General features: G+C 73.3%; 15 protein-coding genes. 6 read left to right on the forward strand and 9 right to left on the reverse strand.

Annotated features, from left to right (window positions below; translation table 11 throughout):
- Nucleotides 1-136: 136 nt before the first annotated feature.
- Complete coding sequence (locus tag NBM05_RS05050) at nt 137-856, forward strand: FadR/GntR family transcriptional regulator (protein ID WP_254165584.1); 720 nt, start codon at nt 137-139, stop codon at nt 854-856.
- A 76-nt stretch (nt 857-932) separates the two neighbouring features.
- Nucleotides 933-1949, forward strand: a complete 1017-nt coding sequence (gene denD / locus NBM05_RS05055) for a D-erythronate dehydrogenase (protein ID WP_254165586.1) — start codon at nt 933-935, stop codon at nt 1947-1949.
- A gap of 172 nt (nt 1950-2121) precedes the next feature.
- On the opposite strand, the gene NBM05_RS05060 is transcribed toward denD, so the two are convergent.
- The 3 genes from NBM05_RS05060 to NBM05_RS05070 form a co-directional block, all read right to left on the reverse strand.
- The gene (locus NBM05_RS05060; protein WP_254165588.1) at nt 2122-3165 is read right to left on the reverse strand and encodes a hemolysin family protein; all 1044 of its coding nucleotides are present in this window, start codon (nt 3163-3165) and stop codon (nt 2122-2124) included.
- The gene (locus tag NBM05_RS05065) at nt 3165-4511 is read right to left on the reverse strand and encodes a hemolysin family protein (protein ID WP_254165590.1); all 1347 of its coding nucleotides are present in this window, start codon (nt 4509-4511) and stop codon (nt 3165-3167) included. The genes NBM05_RS05060 and NBM05_RS05065 overlap by 1 nt, the downstream gene beginning before the upstream one ends.
- A gap of 277 nt (nt 4512-4788) precedes the next feature.
- Complete coding sequence (locus tag NBM05_RS05070) at nt 4789-6636, reverse strand: BCCT family transporter (RefSeq protein ID WP_254165592.1); 1848 nt, start codon at nt 6634-6636, stop codon at nt 4789-4791.
- A gap of 193 nt (nt 6637-6829) precedes the next feature.
- Between NBM05_RS05070 and NBM05_RS05075 the strand changes: the two genes are divergently transcribed.
- Together NBM05_RS05075 and NBM05_RS05080 are read left to right on the forward strand one after the other, a co-directional pair.
- The gene (locus NBM05_RS05075; RefSeq protein ID WP_254165593.1) at nt 6830-7024 is read left to right on the forward strand and encodes a hypothetical protein; all 195 of its coding nucleotides are present in this window, start codon (nt 6830-6832) and stop codon (nt 7022-7024) included.
- A 90-nt stretch (nt 7025-7114) separates the two neighbouring features.
- On the forward strand, nt 7115-8560 hold the full coding sequence (locus NBM05_RS05080) for an MFS transporter (RefSeq protein WP_254165595.1): 1446 nt from the start codon (nt 7115-7117) through the stop codon (nt 8558-8560).
- A 38-nt stretch (nt 8561-8598) separates the two neighbouring features.
- Here the strand turns inward: NBM05_RS05080 and NBM05_RS15360 are convergent, their stop codons facing one another.
- The 5 genes from NBM05_RS15360 to NBM05_RS05105 all read right to left on the reverse strand — a co-directional run bounded on the left by NBM05_RS15360 (nt 8599) and on the right by NBM05_RS05105 (nt 12388).
- Entirely contained in the window at nt 8599-9978 is a 1380-nt protein-coding gene (locus NBM05_RS15360; RefSeq protein WP_302183700.1) for an SGNH/GDSL hydrolase family protein, read from the reverse strand.
- A 269-nt stretch (nt 9979-10247) separates the two neighbouring features.
- A complete protein-coding gene (locus NBM05_RS05090) occupies nt 10248-10727 on the reverse strand; it encodes an SRPBCC family protein (protein ID WP_254165597.1) in 480 nt (159 codons plus the stop codon).
- Nucleotides 10724-11302 carry a dihydrofolate reductase family protein gene (locus NBM05_RS05095; protein WP_254165600.1) on the reverse strand — a complete coding sequence of 193 codons (579 nt, stop codon included), beginning with the start codon at nt 11300-11302 and terminating at the stop codon, nt 10724-10726. Before NBM05_RS05095 ends, NBM05_RS05090 begins: the two co-directional genes overlap by 4 nt.
- A 34-nt stretch (nt 11303-11336) precedes the next feature.
- The gene (locus NBM05_RS05100) at nt 11337-11891 is read right to left on the reverse strand and encodes a dihydrofolate reductase family protein (protein WP_254165602.1); all 555 of its coding nucleotides are present in this window, start codon (nt 11889-11891) and stop codon (nt 11337-11339) included.
- Nucleotides 11892-11995: 104 nt separating this feature from the next.
- Nucleotides 11996-12388 carry an SdpI family protein gene (locus tag NBM05_RS05105; protein WP_254165604.1) on the reverse strand — a complete coding sequence of 131 codons (393 nt, stop codon included), beginning with the start codon at nt 12386-12388 and terminating at the stop codon, nt 11996-11998.
- 501 nt (nt 12389-12889) lie between these two features.
- On the opposite strand from NBM05_RS05105, the gene NBM05_RS05110 reads away from it, so the two are divergent.
- The gene (locus NBM05_RS05110) at nt 12890-14911 is read left to right on the forward strand and encodes a GDSL-type esterase/lipase family protein (protein ID WP_254165606.1); all 2022 of its coding nucleotides are present in this window, start codon (nt 12890-12892) and stop codon (nt 14909-14911) included.
- On the opposite strand, the gene NBM05_RS05115 is transcribed toward NBM05_RS05110, so the two are convergent.
- Nucleotides 14884-15663, reverse strand: a complete 780-nt coding sequence (locus tag NBM05_RS05115) for an ABC transporter permease (RefSeq protein WP_254165609.1) — start codon at nt 15661-15663, stop codon at nt 14884-14886. The two genes, NBM05_RS05110 and NBM05_RS05115, sit on opposite strands and share 28 nt — an antisense overlap.
- A gap of 156 nt (nt 15664-15819) precedes the next feature.
- Here NBM05_RS05115 and efeU point away from each other — a divergent pair, with 156 nt between their 5' ends.
- On the forward strand, nt 15820-16731 hold the full coding sequence (gene efeU / locus NBM05_RS05120) for an iron uptake transporter permease EfeU (RefSeq protein ID WP_254165611.1): 912 nt from the start codon (nt 15820-15822) through the stop codon (nt 16729-16731).
- Nucleotides 16732-16831: the final 100 nt, after the last annotated feature.

Below are 16831 nucleotides of genomic sequence, written 5' to 3' on the forward strand. Positions count from 1 at the left end.
AATCCTCGTTGATTCCGGCCGGGGAGGCGACATCGACGTCGCACCTGTCAGATATCTGATAAGTGTATTGGTAATCTTGGATGTGTCAACGCCCACACACCACGCGCGACGAGGCGCCCTCCCCGAGGAGTACCCCATGACGATGTCAGAGCAGGTCACCCGCCGAATCCTCGAGGACATCGGAAGCGGGCGGTACCGCATCGGCGAGGAGATGCCGGCCGAGGCGGCCCTCGCCCAGGCCTACGACGTCTCTCGCCTGACGATCCGCGAGGCTGTCAAGGACCTCAGCGCCCGCGGCGTCATCGAGGTCCGGCAGGGGCGGCGCAACCGCGTCCGGCCCCCGTCCGGCTGGTCGGCCCTGGACCCGGACGTCATGACCCTGCGCGGGAGCCTGGGCGGCGACGCCGAGGAGCTGACCCGCTCCCTCATGGAGTCCCGCCGGGTGATCGAGGTGGGCACCGCGTCCCTGGCCGCCACCCGGATCCGCTCCGCGGAGCTGCGGCACCTGCGCGAGCTCCTGGAGCAGATGCGCGAGGGCCTCGACGACGCCGACGCCACGCGCTCCGCCGAGGCCGACCTCAACTTCCACCGCGCGATCATCGCCGCCGCCCGCAACGAGTTCCTGGCCGCCGCCTACGAGCCGCTCGAGCAGGTCCTCCGGGCCGTCAGGCTGCGCACCTCCTCGCACCTCAGCGTGCGGGTGGACGCGGTCCGCTGGCACGCCGAGATCCTCTCCGCCCTGGAGCGGCACGACGCCGAGGGGGCGGCCGCCGCCATGGCGGGCCACATGGAGCAGAGCGAGCGCGCCGCGCGCGAGTTCCCCGCCGAGGCGCCGGCCGCCGCGCCCGCGTCGTAGCGGCGTCCCCACCCGTCCACCCACCCACAGCGGGCCATCCACCCCTAGCGTCCATCCACCCATAGGAGGAGCATCCATGAAGATCATCGTCACCGGCGGAGCCGGGTTCCTGGGCAGCCGCGTCGTCGAGCTGCTGCTGCAGCGGCTCGACGCGGGGGACCCGCCCGTCCCCTTCGAGGAGATCGTGTCCCTGGACCTCGCCGAGTGCCCGGTCGCGGACCGCCGGGTGCGCTCCGTGGTGGGCGACGTCGCGTCCCCGGAGCTGCTCGAGGAGGAGGTGACGGACGACGTCGTCGGGATCTACCACCTGGCCGCGGTGCTCTCCGGGGGCTCGGAGGAGAACTTCGACCTCGCGATGCGGGTCAACGTGGACGGCACGCGCGCCCTGCTCGAGGCCGCCCGCCGGACCGGGGCGCGGCCCCGGGTGGTCTTCACCAGCTCGCTCGCGGTCTTCGGCGGGGACCCGCCCGAGGTGGTCCCGGAGGAGTGGGCCGAGCAGCCCGACTCGACCTACGGGGCCCTGAAGGCCGTGGGAGAGCTCCTGGTCAACGAGTACTCGCGGCGCGGGTACGTCGACGGCCGGATCTGCCGCCTGCCCACCATCTCGGTGCGGCCCGGGCGGCCGAACTCCGCGGCGTCGTCCTTCGCCAGCGGGATCGTCCGGGAGCCGCTGAACGGGGAGGCGGCGCCCTGCCCCGTGCCGCACGAGACCCGCATGTGGCTGTCCTCCCCGCGGGCCGCCGTCGCCAACCTGGTGCGTGCGCTGGAGGTCGAGGGCGAGCTGATCGGGGCGTGGCGCGGGATGAACGTGCCCGGCATCAGCGTGACCGTGGGCGAGATGCTCGAGGCGCTGGAGCGGATCGGCGGCGCCGAGGCCCGCGCCCTGGTCCACGACGCCCCGGACCAGGCCGTCATGGACATCGTCTGCTCGTGGCCCGGCGAGTTCGAGGTCCAGCGGATGCTGGAGCTCGGCTTCGTCCGGGACCGCAACGTGGACCGGCTGATCCGGCAGTACGTGGAGGACTTCGCGCCGGGGGCGGGACGCCCTGCGGAGGAGCACGACGACGCCGCCCCGGCCGCGCGCGAGGCCTGACCCTCGCCGCCCCGGCCGCGCGCCGGGGCCCGACGGTCCAGCCCGGCTCGGCCATGCACCGGGGCCCGACGGTCCTGCCCGGCCGCGCGAGGCCCCTCCCGGACCACCCCGGACACGGCGAACGCCCCCGGCGCACCGCGCGGTGCACCGGGGGCGTTCGTGGTGGCGGGCCCTAGACCGCCGCCGTCCGGGAGTCGTCCCGGATCTGGCCGACCAGCTCCTCGAGCATGTCCTCCAGCGTCACCAGGCCCACGGTCTCGCCCGAGGCGGCGTCGCGGACCAGCGCCAGGTGGGCGCCGTCCTTCTGCATCCGCCGCAGGGCGGGGCCCACCGACTCGTCGGGGGCGAAGGACGGCAGCTCGCGGACCTTCGCCCGCTCCAGCGGGAGGTCCCGCTGCGGCTCCGGCGTCGCGATGACGTCCTTGATGTGGACGTAGCCGGTCAGCTCCCCGGCCTCGGAGCGCAGCGGGTAGCGGGAGAAGCCCTCCACCGCGGCGTCCTCGACCTGGGCCGGGGTCACCGACTCCGGCAGGATGGTCACCTTCCCGATGGGGATGACCACCGAGCTGACGTCCCGGCTCTCGAAGGTCAGCGCGCCCAGCAGCAGCCGCTCGTCCTGGCGGTCCAGCAGACCGCCCTCGCGCGACTCCTCGACCAGCCCGGCGACCTCGTCCCGGGTGAACGTGCTGGCCACCTCGTTCTTGGGCTCGACCTTGAACATCCGCAGGATCCCGTTGCCGATCGCGTTCATGAGCCACAGCACCGGCTGCAGCACGCGCACGACGACGACCAGGATCGGCCCCAGCACGAGCGCCATCCGCTCCGGCCCGGCCAGCGCGATGTTCTTGGGCACCATCTCGCCCAGCACGACGTGCAGGTAGGTGACCACCGCCAGCGCGATCGCGTAGGAGATCACGCTGATCAGGGTCGCGGGCACGCCCCAGGACTCCAGCGGGCCCTCGATCGCGTACTGGACCATGGGCTTGGTGACCCAGCCCAGTGCGAGCGAGCAGACCGTGATGCCCAGCTGCGCGCCGGCCATCATGAGCGAGACGTTCTCGATGGCCCACAGGGTCATCCGAGCGGGGCGGCCGCCCTCCAGGGCCTTGGGCTCGACGATGCTGCGCCGCGCCGCGATCAGGGAGAACTCGGCTCCGACGAAGAAGAAGTTGGCCACCAGCAGCACCACGGTGGCGACGATTCCGAACAGGTCCATCAGCGTGCGCCCTCCTCGAGCTGGGCCGGGGAGGTCGCGGCGATCACCGAGGCGATGCGGGCCCCGTCCATCGTCTCGACCCTCAGGGTCAGCCGCGCGGCGGGCAGGCCGTTGCGCGGTTCGGTCTCGACCGAGATCTCGTCGCCCTCCTCGGCGATCCGGCCGAGGTGCAGCGTGAGGAAGCCGGCGAGCGTCTCGTACTCCGGGCTCTCCGGGACGTGGCACTCGAGGACCTCGGTCACCTCGTCGGGCCGGAGGGCGCCGTCGAGCCGCCAGTCCCCGGCGGGGAGCCGCTCGACCGAGGGGTCCTGCGGGTCGTGCTCGTCCACGACGTCGCCCACGATCTCCTCCACGAGGTCCTCGAGCGTGAGCATGCCGGCGACGTCGCCGGTCTCGTCGATGAGGACGGCCATCTGCAGCCCGCCCTCGCGGAGGGTGTCCATGAGGTCGTCCAGCTCGGCGGTGTCGGGCACCACCGTGGCGGGCTCCATGATCTCCTCCGCGCGCACCTCGGCGCGCTGGGCGTAGGGGACCGCGAGGGCCCGGCGGATGTGCACGACGCCGAGGACCTCGTGGCCCTCGTGGTCCAGCACGGGGAAGCGCGAGTGGCCGGTCTGCGCGGCCAGCTCGAGGGCCTCGGCGATGGAGTCCTCGGGCTCGACGCCGACCATCCGCGAGCGCGGCGTCATGGCGTCGTGCCCGCGACGGTTGCCGAAGGCCACCGAGCGCTGCAGCAGGTCCGCGACGTCCTCGGAGAGCACGCCCTCCTTGGCGGAGTGGCGCACCAGCGTCACGAGCTCCTCGGGCGAGCGCGCCGAGGCGAGCTCCTCCTTGGGCTCGATCCCGAGGGAGCGCACGATCCGGTTGGCCGTTCCGTTGAAGAACGCCAGCAGGGGCATGGTCACGAGGCTGAACCCGCGCTGGAAGCCGGTCACGGCGCGCGCGGTGCCCATGGGCTTGGCGATGGCCAGGTTCTTGGGCACCAGCTCGCCGAAGATCATGGTGAGGAACGTGGCCAGCACGAGGGCGATGACCACCGAGACGCTGCGGGCCGCGAGCCCCGAGAGGCCGGCCGACTCCAGCGGGCCGTCGATCAGGGTGGCGATCGCGGGCTCGGCGAGGAAGCCGATGCCCAGGTTGGTCAGCGTGATGCCGAGCTGCGCGCCGGAGAGCTGCGTGGAGAGGGTGTTCATCCCCTTCAGCACACCCTGCGCGCGGCGGTCACCGGACTCGGCGGCGTCCTTGACGTCGTTGCGGTTGACCGTGATGAGCGAGAACTCGGCGGCGACGAACAGACCGCAGGCCGCGATGAGCACGGCGGCGATCAGGAGCGAGATCAATTCCAAGGCGTCCACCCCCTACCGCTGCGCTGATCTCTCACGCGTTGAGTCGGCAGAGGGTATGTACTGTGCTCGGGACTGTCCCCGGGTTTATCCATCATTCCTTTCTAGGCCGCGAGATTCCTACCGTTCGCGGCCGGTCCCCATATTGTGCGGGGCGGCGGGCGTGCTCGGCAACAGACGCCGCCCGCGCGCGTCATCTTCACGGCAACTTCCCAGGCTCGAGCCCGGGGGGCGCCGCGATCCCGTGGGCCGCTTCCCCCGGGATCGCGGCGCGGGCGGCTCAGCGGCGCCGGGACTCGCGGGAGTCCGGGTCCTGCTCCGGCGCGCTCTGGGCGGCCTCCGGGCGCTCGGCCTGGCGGCTGCCGGTGCGCACCGTGGGCATGGGCCCGGACGGGTGGGTCACCAGGCCGAACTCCTCGCCCTCGTGCCGGTGCACGCCGGCGGCGACGGACTGCTTCAGCATCTCCCGGGCGACCCGGTCCTGCAGGATCAGCGGGTCGCGGCTGAGGTCCTTCCAGATCGCCACGCACAGCACGAGCATCACGATCACGAAGGGCAGGGCCGAGACGATCGTGATGTTCTTCAGCCCGTTGAGCGCCGCGGAGGGGTCGTCGCCGCCCGCCAGCAGCATCACCGCCGCGACCGCCCCGGTCGCCAGGCCCCAGAAGATCACGGACTTCTTGGTCGGCTCCTCGGCGCCGTGCTCGCTCAGCGCGCCCATGACGATCGAGGCGGAGTCGGCGCCGGTGACGAAGAAGATGGCGATGAGGATGACCGTGACCACCATCAGGACCCCGACGACCCAGCCGGGCACGGGCATGTGGTTGAGCATGTCGAACAGGACCAGGTCGAAGTTGATGTCCGGCGCGCCGTCGACGATGTTGGCCAGCGCGTTGCCCATGTCGCCCGAGCGCTCCGCGCGCTCCTGCAGGCCGATCGCCCCGCCGCCGAAGATCGAGAACCACAGCAGCGTCACGCCCGAGGGGACGAGCAGGACGCCGGTGACGAACTGGCGAATGGTGCGGCCGCGGGAGATGCGGGCGATGAACAGCCCGACGAAGGGCGTCCAGGAGACCCACCAGGCCCAGTAGAAGACGGTCCAGGTGGCCATCCAGTCGGCCAGCGTCTCGTCGCCGGCGGCGGCGGTCCGGGAGGCCATCTGCGGCAGGTCCCCGATGAAGGAGCCGACCGCGTTGGGGATGACGTTGAGGATGAACAGCGTGGGCCCGCCGATGAAGACGATGACCGCCAGGATCACCGCGAGGACCATGTTGATGTTGGACAGCCACTGGATGCCGCGCTCGATCCCCGAGACCGCGGAGGCGACGAACATGGCCGTCAGGATGGCGATGATGAGCACCAGGATGCCGGAGTTCACCTGCCCGGTGATGCCGGTGGACTGCAGGCCGCCGCCGATCTGGAGGGCGCCCAGGCCCAGCGAGCAGGCCGAGCCGAACAGCGTCGCGAGGATCGCGAGGATGTTGATGACCCGCCCGCCCCAGCCGTTGACGACCCGCTCGCCGAAGAGCGAGGTGAACATCGAGGAGAACAGCTGCGAGCGGCCGAGCCGGTAGGTCCCGTAGGCCATGCCCAGGCCGACGATCGCGTACATGGCCCACGGGAACAGCGTCCAGTGGAACAGGGTCGTGCCCATCGCGGTGCTCACGGCGGCGTCGGACTGCCCCTCCACGGTCCCCGGCGGCGGGGACATGTAGAAGAACAGGGGCTCGCCGACCCCGTAGAAGACCAGCCCGATGCCCATCCCGGTCGCGAACATCATCGAGATCCACGACGGCGTGCTGAACTTGGGCCGCTCGCCGTCCTGGCCCAGGGGGATGCGGCCGAAGCGGCTGACGGCGACCGTCAGCGCGAAGACCGCGAACACGGTCGCGGCGATGATGAACAGCCAGCCGGTGTTGGTGATGACCCAGCTCAGGGCCGAGTCGGCGACGCCGCCCAACCCGGTCGGCGAGGCGAAGCCCCACACGATGAAGGCGACGGCGATGACCCCGGCCAGCCCGAACACCCAGTAGTCGGTCCCGGTGCGCCGGTGCGGCGTCGGGCGGTGCGCAAGGGAGGTTCTCAGCTCCCCCACCATGTCTTTGATCGACTTCTCGTGATTGCTCATCGTCTACGTCCTGGTCCTGCTCGCGGGGAGCGGCCGGGGCTGCCCACCGGAGCATCAGCCGGTGTGGGTGATGTGCCAATCTTAGCCACCCGAATGAATCACGTCACAGGCCGAGGCGATCATCGGGTGCCCGCGCGTCGTCCGTGGGCTATCGTGGAGCCACGTCCGACCCCGATCCCCCGGAGCGATCTTCGTGCCCTTCAAGGACCGATCCGCCGTCCTCCTGGTGCTGCTGTGCGTCTTCGTGGCGACCTTCGGCGCGCAGGTGCTGCTCAACTACTACGGGCCCGGCGTCAGCCCCTGGGTCATCGTGGCCGTCGCGGTGGCGTCGGTGCCGGTCTCGATCGCGCTCGTCGCCTGGAAGCGCCGCCGGGACCGCGACGAGTGAGCGGCGTCACAGCCGCCATCGACTACTTAAGGTATCTTTGACCTGAACTCGCGGGAGGCGACCGCCTCCCCTCGGTGAAAGGTCGATCCCGTGCCCCTGCGAACGCGCCACGAGCGCCTCGACGAGCTGCCCGTCACCCGGAAGCACCTGCGCCTCCTCACCGGCTCCGGGGTCGGCTGGGCCCTCGACGCCATGGACGTCGGCCTCATCTCCTTCATCATGGCCGCCCTCACCGCGCACTGGGGGCTCAGCGCCACCGAGGTCTCGTGGCTGGGGTCCATCGGCTTCGTCGGGATGGCCCTGGGCGCGACGCTGGGCGGGCTGCTCGCCGACCGCATCGGCCGCCGCCAGGTCTTCGCCCTGACCCTGCTGGTCTACGGGATCGCGACGGGCGCGTCCGCCCTCGCGATGGGCCTGGGCGCGCTCATGGTCCTGCGCTTCGTCGTCGGGCTGGGGCTGGGCGCGGAGCTGCCGGTCGCCTCGACCCTGGTCTCCGAGTTCTCGCCGCGGCGCATCCGCGGCCGCATGGTGGTCCTCCTGGAGGCGTTCTGGGCCGTGGGCTGGGTCGCGGCGGCCGCGATCGGCGCCTTCGTGGTCTCCGCCTCCGACGACGGGTGGCGCTGGGCCCTGGCCCTGGGCTGCATCCCGGCCGCCTACGCCCTGGTGATCCGCCTGGGCCTGCCCGAGTCGGTGCGCTACCTCGAGTCCCGGGGGCGCGAGGCCGAGGCGGAGCGCGTGGTGCGCTCGTTCGAGGAGGCGGCGGCCGAGGAGCGGGCGGCTTCGGGCGCGGGGCGGACTCCCTCGGGCACCGCCGGTGGGCCGGACGCAGGCGGCGGGCCGGAGGGTGGACCCGACGCCGCGCGCGGTGACGCGGGAGCCGGCCGGGAGCGCGGGCCGGACGCGGCGTCGTCGGCCCCCAAGCCCTCGATCTGGTCCGAGGCGCTTCGCCGCCGGACGCTCGCGCTGTGGATCGTCTGGTTCTGCGTCAACCTGGCCTACTACGGCGCGTTCATCTGGATCCCCTCGCTGCTCCACGCGCAGGGCTTCACGCTGGTCAGGTCCTTCACCTTCACGCTGATCATCACGCTGGCGCAGCTGCCGGGATACGCGGTCTCCGCCTATCTGATCGAGCGGTGGGGGCGCCGCCCGACCCTCGCGACGTTCCTGGTCGGCTCAGCGATGGCGGCGGTCCTGTTCGGGCTCGCCTCCGCGGAGTGGGCGATCATCGCAGCCGGCTGCGCGCTCTCGTTCTTCAACCTCGGCGCGTGGGGCGCCCTGTACGCGATCGGACCCGAGCTCTACCCCACCAGCGTGCGGGGCACCGGGACGGGGGCCGCCGCGGGGTTCGGGCGCATCGCCTCGATCATCGCCCCGCTCATGGTCCCGCCGGTGCTCGGCGTCGGCGGGCCCGTGCTGCTGTTCTCGATCTTCGCCCTGGCCTTCGCCGTGGCGGCCTGCGCCGCGCTCACCCTCCCCGAGCTGCGCGGCGAGCCGCTGACGAGCGCGCCGCCGCTGGTGGGGGCCGGGCGGAGCTGATCCGGGGCCGAGGCGGCGCCGGCCCCGGGCGCGAGGGCTCAGCAGATCGCGTCCAGGTCCACCGCCGCGGCCATCGCCGCGTACCCCCGGTCGTTGGGGTGCAGGTGGTCCCCGGGGTCGAAGTCGGGGAGGAGCCGCTCCGGGGCCGCCGGGTCGCGAAGCACCGCGTCGAAGTCGACGACGGCGTCGAACTCCCCCGAGTCCCGGATCCAGGCGTTGACCTCCTGCCGGGTCTCCTCGCCCGCCTCGGTGGCGTAACCGGCGCCGGCGTAGGGGGTCAGGGTCGCGCCGACGACCCGCAGGCCGCGGTCGCGCGCGCGGTCCGCGAGCTGCTCGTAGGCCGCGATCAGGTAGCCCGCGGGCACCGCCCCCGAGCTGCGGCCGATGTCGTTGATGCCCTCCAGCAGCACCACGGTCTCGACGCCCTCGCGGTCCAGGACGTCGGCCTCGAACCGGGTGAGGGCCGACTCGCCCTGGGTGCCGGCGTCGAGCAGGAGCCGGTTGCCGCTGATGCCCGCGTTGACGACGCCGCACCGCTCGGGGCCGGGGCGGGCCAGGAGCCGCTCGGCCACCCGGTCCGGGTAGCGCAGGTCGGCATCGAGGGTCGAGGAGTGGCCGTCGGTGATGGAGTCGCCGAAGAAGACCACGGAGCCCCGAGCCGCGGAGGCGACGTCGACGCCGGACAGGAAGTAGCGCGCCTGGTCGAGCGCCGAGAACTCCGCGGTGCCGGCGGACGTGCGGTCGCCGCCGGCGAGGTAGGAGGTGGAGCGGCCCAGCGGGTGGGACGTGGCCGGGCCGGTGGGGCCGGGCAGGTGCATGCTGACCACGAGGTCGGAGTCCGCGGCGACGGGCAGCGGCACCGGGTCGGAGATCCGCTCCGCACCGGCCGGGATCGTCGTGGAGGCCGAGCCGCCGAAGGTGACCGCCGTGACGGCGTCGGCGTTGATCTCGGGGCTCTCGGCGCCCGGCGCGACGGTGACCGCCCCGACCCTCAGGGGCCCGACGCCGTAGGCGTTGCTGAGCCTCAGCCGCACCCGGTCCCCGCCGAGGGAGAGGTGCGCCGACTGCCGCAGCGTCGCGTCGGTGAAGCCGTCGCCGGAGATGGTCCCCGGCTCGCCGGGCGGCGCCATCGCGGCACCCCAGGTGGCCAGCCACGGCGTCGAGCCGGAGCCACCGTCCGGGACGACCCCTTGGTCCGGTGCGGCGGGAGACGCGGGGGCGGGGTCGGCCGGGGAGGACGCGGGGGCGGGCCCCGCCGCCGAGGGGTGGGGTGCGTACCCCGCGGAGGACGACGGCGCGGACCCCAGCGGGAAGGACGCGCGGGGGGAGTGCGGGGCGGAGAAGGTGGCCGGGGCCAGCGCGGTCACCGCGAACAGGAGGACGAGCAGCAGGGCGAGCCGGGCTCTGGACCTCCTCATCGACGGCCTCCTTCCCGACTTCCGCCCGGCGCCTCGCCGCGGCCCGCGGCGGCTCCCGCGCGGGCGGGGAGGGGCGCGCCGGCTCCCCGGGGGCTCCCCCGTCGAGCGAGACATTACCCGAGGCCGCGCACGTCCCGCATCACGGGCCGGCCGCTCCGACCACTGGACGCCGGGGCGGCCGCGGCGGCGCCACCGCGTCGGAGCCGCCGCGCCGACCACTCGACGCCGGAGCGGCCGCGTCGGCGCCACCCCGTCCGGGCGGTCCGGCCTCAGCCGTCGACGGCGCGGGCCAGGGCCTCGAGGGACTCGTCGAAGAGCGAGGGGTCGAACGGGGGCATCCGGCCGCCGAACTCCTCGCGGGTCCGCTGCGGCACGCGGCTCCAGTCGTAGGTGAGGGCCACGACCGTGCCGCCCTCGACCGGGGCGAGCTCGTAGCGCCAGAGCCACCCGCCGAGGTCCAGCCGGCCGTCGTCGTCGAGCTGGCCCGGCTGCCACGCGATCACCCGGTCCGGCTCGATCTCCGCGACGCGATTGTGCATCACGTAGGGACCGCCCGCCTGCTCCAGGTACATGTTCATGCCGAAGACCTGGCCGACCTCGGTCAGCGGCGCCGGGTCGATGGCCTCGCGCACCCAGTGGCCGGGCTCGGTCTCCGGGTGCCGCTCGGGATCCCGGAGCACCTCGAAGATCGCCGCGGGAGAGGCCTCGATCAGCCGCGTCGTGCGGATGAACTCCTCGGATCCGGTCATGGTCGCTCCTCCTCGGGCGCGATGCTCCGGTAGCGCAGGGCGACCGCCCCGCTGGCGAACCTCCGGTGGTCGATCAGCTCCAGGCCGAGCCGCAGGTCCGCGGGGTACACGGCCAGCCCGTCCCCGATGACGATGGGGAACAGCACCTGGTGCACCTCGTCCACGATCCCGGCGCGCAGGGCGTGGGCCGCCAGCGTCGGGCCGTCGATGGTCGCGTCGCCCTCCGAGCGCTCGGCGATCTCGCGGACCCGGGCCGGGTCGAAGCTGCGCTCCAGGGTCGTGCGGCGGGTCAGCGGGGCCTCCAGCGTGGTCGAGAAGACCACCTTGTCAGCGTCCTGCCAGATCCGCGCGAACTCGGCGGCCGGGCCCGAGGACGCCGCGACCTCGGGGTCGGTCTCCCACGGGACCATGAGCTCGTACATGCGCCGGCCGTAGAGGTGCGTGGAGACCCCGTCCAGCTCGGCGTTGGCGTAGCGGTGGACCTCCTCGTCGGGCATGGCCCAGTCGAAGTTGCCCCGGCGGTCGGCGATGTAGCCGTCCAGCGAGGAGATCACGGAGTAGATCAGCCGGCCCACGGCGCACCTCCTGCCCGGCCCGCCCGGTCCCCGCTCACGGCCGGCGCTCCGGCTCGTAGGCGGCGTAGGTGACGCCGGCGAGGAACGACGTCGCCCGCAGCAGCCCCAGCGGCGGCACCTCGTAGTCGTCGGGGAAGAAGCCCCGTCCCCTCCCCTGCCAGACGGGGTAGGTGAAGATGCGGTACTCGTCCACCAGGTCCGCCTCGATCAACGCGTGGGCCAGGGTGATGCTGCCGGTCACGACGACGTCGTCGCCCGGCTCCTCCCGCAGCCCCCGCACGACCTCCAGCGGGTCCTCCGCGAGCACCGTGGTGTTCTCCCACTCGGGATCCCCCAGGGTCCGGGAGATCACCCGCTTGTCGATGCGGTTGAGGTGCTCGGCGACGCCGGTCGGGTCGTCGGTCTGGAGCGGCCAGTAGCTCCGGAAGTCGGTGAAGGTCTGCCGGCCGAGCAGCAGGACCGCCTCGCGGGCGCTCTGCTCGCGGATCTCCTCGGCGAGGTCCTCGTCCTTGCGGGACGGGTCGAACCAGCCGGTGAGCATCTCGATCCGCCCGTCGAGGGTCATGTTCTGGGTGATGACGATGCGCATGCGGGGGCTCCTCGGTCCGGCGTCGAGACGCGGCCGTGGGGCTCGGACCGAGCACCGGTGACCTACGTCACTCTATGCGTCACCCTCACTGTACTCGGCGGCATTCAGCGCGTGTCAAGGTCTGCCCCGTGCGCCCGCCGCGCGGCGCGATTGGCGGCCCGGACGGCGACGACGACGCCGGCCACCAGGAGCGCGTACGAAGCCAGCAGGACCACGAACACCGGCAGGTCGCCGGCCTCGCTGGTGGTGGGCAGCAGGATCGCGGTGGCCATGACGAGGGCGGCACAGAGCAGCGCGATCCACACGGCGAGCTTCAGCCACCGGGCGGCGGCCCGGTGCCCGGCGTACCACGCGGCGTCGGAGGCCCTGGTCGCGCGGGTCCGCAGGCCGATGGTGCCGTTGGGCGGAAGCGTCCCGTGGCGCGACATCCCGGCCACCATGCCGAGTACCAGCGCGACGATCAGCAGGCCCGCGACCCCGGTGACGGCGGTGATCACGCGGCGGCCCCGGCGTCGGAGTCCCGGCGGCGCGGGACCGCGGACGGGCGAGCGGTGGGGCGGGCGCCCGGGGCCGGGCGGGGCGCGCCCAGGGCGCCTGCGGACGGGCGGGCCGTGCGGCGGGCGTCCGGGGCGGGGCGGCGTCCGGGGCGGGGCGGGCGTCCGGGGCGGGGCGGGCCGCGCGGAGGTCACCGACGGACGGGAGGGTCGCGTGGAGGGAGGCCATGCCGTCCACTCTAGGCCAGGATGTGAGGCGCGTCGGAATGAGCCGGCCTCCCCCGGACTCACCCTCCTCACCCAGCTGCTGAACCCGGCCGCGGGCCCGCATCCCCCGGATCCCGCGGTTGCCGCGCCGGATCCGACGGACTCGGGAGTACACGCCGCCGTCATGAAGGCCCGCGGAGGGCCCGCTGTGGCAAAATCTGGTGCCATATCCAACGGCGGCCCCGGAGCGCTCCCGCGGGTTCGCACCGTCTCCGAGACCCGAAAGGCCGCCCGCCCGTGCATCGCGAAGACCCGCCCCGCCGGCCCCGGCGCCGCACGATCGTCGTCGCGCTCGGCGTCGTCCTGCTGCTCGCCGCCGGCGCGTGGTGGTTGCTGAGCCGCGAGGAGGTCGTGGTCCGGGGCGGGATCGCCGACTACTACGAGTCCGCCGGCGTCCGGGACCAGCTGGGCGAGCCCGAGGCCAACGAACGCTGCGGCCTGGCCGGGGGCGGGTGCCTCCAGGAGTTCGAGCACGGGACCGTCTACTGGGCGCCGGGGCTGGAGACCGTCCACGTCGCGGCCGGGGACATCCTGGACCACTACACCGACGCCGCGGGCCCCGACGGGGACTACGGCTACCCCGTCACCCCGGTGATCCACGACGACCCCACGGCCGACTTCGAGTACCTCCGCACCCATAACCCCCGGTCCGGCGAGTGGTTCTGGCTCATCTCGGCCGGAGGGGAGGACGTCGTGCCCGTCGACGCCTCGGACGCCATCGGCGCGCGCTGGGAGGCGGATCGCGAGGAGCTGGGCGCTCCGACCCCGGAGACCGCCGAGGGCGAGCGGTGCACCGGGGAGGACCTCTGCCGCCAGAGCTTCCGCGACGCGGACCTGATCTGGAGCCCCGCCACCGGGACCCACGCGATCTCCGGCGCCTTCCGCGCCCGGTACGAGGACTCGATGGGTGCACCGCTCGGGGAGGAGCGCGTGAACGCCGACGGCGTGACGGTCCAGGAGTTCTCCCGCCCCGCCGAGGGGACCTACGAGGTCATGACCTGGACCGCCCGGGACGGCGCGGCCTCCCACACCGTCCGGGGCGGCCTCGCGACCCTCTACGCGGCGAGCGGCCGCTCCGGGGGCGAGCTGGGCGTGCCCGTGAGCGGGGAGTCCTCCGGGCTGCGAGACGGCGGGGTCCGGCAGCGCTTCGCGCACGGCGACGCGTACTGGACGCCCCGGACGGGCTCCGCGGCCGTCACGAGCCCCACCGCGCTGCGGGCGTGGCGCGCCCAGGACTCCGAGGACGGGATCTGGGGCTACCCCACCTCCAGCAAGCGGCCCCTCGACGGCGGATGGGCGCAGGACTTCGAGGGCGGCACCATCGAGGTCTCCGGGGACGGGTACTCCCGCTTCGTGCCCGACGCGGAGCTGGCCGAAGATCCCGGGGCCGTCCTGGACGGCGTCGCGGCGCAGTACGACCTCGGCCCGGCCCGCGGCGGCGTCGAGCAGCTCACGGGCGGGGTGCGGTACCGGGAGTTCGAGGGCGGCGTCGCGGTGCTGGGATCCTCCGAGGGCGCCCTGGCGATGAGCGACGCCGTCTTCGAGACCTGGCGGACGAAGTCCGACGTGACCGGGGCCCCGCGCATGGCCAAGGACGACGACGGCCGCCTGAGCACCCGGTTCGCTAAGGGCACCCTCGCCCACTTCCCCGAGCGCGGGGACATGGTCCTGCGGGTCAGCTCCCGGCTGGGCGCCGGGGACGCCCTGGTCATCGGCGACTCCCAGCTGGGCGAGGGCGACCACCAGGGCAGCTGGGTCGCCCAGGCCATCCGGGACAACGGCTACACGCCCTACTACGAGGCCCACGGCGGGATCGGCGTCGCGACCGACGGCTCCCGCATCGGGTTCGGCTCGTACTACCAGGGCGTGGTGGACCGGAAGTGGATCCTGCCCAGCGGGGACCCGGAGCTGATCTACATCCAGGGCTCGGGCAACGACAGCTACGGCACCTCGTCCCGGGAGATCGAGGACAAGCTGACCCAGACGATCCGGACGCTCAAGGAGACCTACCCGCAGTCGAGGATCGTGGTGACGGGGCTGATCTCCAAGCAGGACGCGTCCAGCCGGAACAAGGTGAGCGACGTCCTGGAGAAGGTCGCCCAGGACCAGGGGGTCACCTTCGTGCCGCTGGAGGGGAAGATCACCGAGTGGAACTCGGGCTCGTACCTCAAGGACGGGCTGCACTTCCGTGCGCCGGACGGGCACGACTACATGGCGGGCAAGTACGCGCCCTACCTGGAGCGGTTCCTCAGGCGGTGAGGCGGCGCGGGCTCCCCGCGCCCCACCGACAGCGGCGCGAGCGCGTGGGCGGTCAGGGCCGCCGCGATCGCCGACGCCGTCATGATCCCGGCCAGCACGACGATCTGGAACCGCCCCGCCTCGAGCGGAGCGATCCCCCCGAAGATCGCCCCCACGAAGGCGCCGGGGAGGGTCACCAGCCCGGTCGTCTTGGTCTGGTCGGTCGAGGGCACCAGAGCCTCGGCCACGGCGTAGCGGGCGATCTCCACCGTGGCGCGGCGCGGCGTCGCCCCCAGGGAGAGCCACGCCTCGACCTCCGGCCAGCGGTCCCGGGTCGCCTGCACGAGCCGGCGGCCGGTCAGCGTCGCCGAGGACATCGCCCCGCCGATGACGATGCCGCCGATCGCCAGGACGTAGCGGGGCGAGAACTCGATCGCGCCGGTCAGGAACACGACCGCGAGCACGGTCCCGACGCCCAGCCCCATCCCCGCGGCCACGAGCCAGAGCCGGCGCCAGCTCCACTCGACCCGGCGCGTGCTGGTCACCACCGCGACCGAGAACATCACGAGCAGCGCCACCCCCACCCAGAACGGGCTGGTGATGACGCCGGTGAGGATCAGACTGATGGCCGCGAGCTGCACGACGCCGCGCAGCACCGCGACGGCGGGCGCCCACCGGGGGCGCACCCGCGCCAGGCTAAGCACCAGCGTGGTGACCGCGACGAGCACGAGGACGCCGAAGAGGCTCGGCAGCGTCTCCGCGATCCGGTCCATGCCCACCCGCCCCTCGTCCCCTCCAGGCTACCGGGCGCCACCGGGCGGACGGGTGTAGCGCACCCCACCGACTGAGGTTATGCTTACCTTGTTTTTCCGCCGGCCGGTCCGCATCCCGCGCCCCGCTCCCGACGGACCGCACTCAACGGGGTCCGCATGTTCATCGCCAATCTGCTGATAGCGCTCCGCGAGGGGTTCGAGGCATCGCTCATCGTGGGAATACTCATCGCTTTCGTGGTGAAATCCGGGCGCCGGGACGTCCTGCCCCAGCTGTGGGCCGGCATCGGGCTCGCGGCCCTGCTCTCGCTGGGGCTGGGGGCCGTGCTCACCTGGGGCCCGAGGACGCTGACGTTCCAGGCCCAGGAGATCATCGGCGGGGTGCTCTCGCTCGTGGCCGTGGCGCTGGTGACCTGGATGATCTTCTGGATGGGCCGGAACGCCCGCAGCCTCAAGGGGCGGCTGGAGTCCTCGCTCGAGGGGTCGCTGGGCCGCCACGGCTCCGGGTGGGGCCTGGTCTGGCTCGCGGCGCTCGCCGTGGGGCGCGAGGGCATGGAGACGGCCCTGTTCATCTGGGCCACGGTGCGCTCCTCGATCGAGAACAGCGTCGCGCTGACCACCGCGGGCGTCGTGACCGGGCTGGCGCTCGCCGTCGTGCTGGGGTGGGTCGTCTACCGCGGCGCCCGCCGGATCGACATGCGCCGGTTCTTCGCCCTCACCGGGTACTTCCTGATCCTGGTGACCGCGGGGATCGCCGCCTACGGCGTCGGGGACCTGCAGGAGGCCGGGGTCCTGCCCGGCGCCTTCGTCCACGCTTGGGACCTCAGCGCGGCCCTGCCCGCGGCCGGCTCGCCCGTCTACTGGGCCTACGTCCTGGCCCAGGCCGTGTTCCAGTTCAGCGTCCAGCCGACCGTGCTGCAGGTCATCGCGTGGTGGGCCTACCTGGTGCCGGTGCTCGCGCTGTTCGCCCGGCAGGTGCACTCCTCCGGGCCGCCGCGCGCCGCCGCCAAGACGCGCGGGGCCGCGGCGAGGACGCGCCGCACCGCGACCGGCACCCCGGCGGACCGGTGAGGACCCCGCCGCGGGCGGCCAGCCCTCCCCGCTGACCCAGGTCGACCCGCCGCCGGGCCGGGAGGCCCTCTTGGCCCGCCCCCCTCCCGGTTCAGACCCC

This window comes from Rothia santali (assembly GCF_024199905.1).
In the GTDB taxonomy this organism is placed as follows: Bacteria; Actinomycetota; Actinomycetes; order Actinomycetales; family Micrococcaceae; genus Rothia; species Rothia santali.

Bases quoted from the DNA above. Each gene is read 5' to 3' on its own strand.
- NBM05_RS05070 (WP_254165592.1), bottom strand. From the start codon at position 6,636: ATGAGCAATCACGAGAAGTCGATCAAAGACATGGTGGGGGAGCTGAGA.
- NBM05_RS05050 (WP_254165584.1), top strand. From the start codon at position 137: ATGACGATGTCAGAGCAGGTCACCCGCCGAATCCTCGAGGACATCGGA.
- NBM05_RS05100 (WP_254165602.1), bottom strand. From the start codon at position 11,891: ATGCGCATCGTCATCACCCAGAACATGACCCTCGACGGGCGGATCGAG.
- NBM05_RS15360 (WP_302183700.1), bottom strand. From the start codon at position 9,978: ATGAGGAGGTCCAGAGCCCGGCTCGCCCTGCTGCTCGTCCTCCTGTTC.
- efeU (WP_254165611.1), top strand. From the start codon at position 15,820: ATGTTCATCGCCAATCTGCTGATAGCGCTCCGCGAGGGGTTCGAGGCA.
- NBM05_RS05090 (WP_254165597.1), bottom strand. From the start codon at position 10,727: ATGACCGGATCCGAGGAGTTCATCCGCACGACGCGGCTGATCGAGGCC.
- NBM05_RS05115 (WP_254165609.1), bottom strand. From the start codon at position 15,663: ATGGACCGGATCGCGGAGACGCTGCCGAGCCTCTTCGGCGTCCTCGTG.
- NBM05_RS05060 (WP_254165588.1), bottom strand. From the start codon at position 3,165: ATGGACCTGTTCGGAATCGTCGCCACCGTGGTGCTGCTGGTGGCCAAC.
- denD (WP_254165586.1), top strand. From the start codon at position 933: ATGAAGATCATCGTCACCGGCGGAGCCGGGTTCCTGGGCAGCCGCGTC.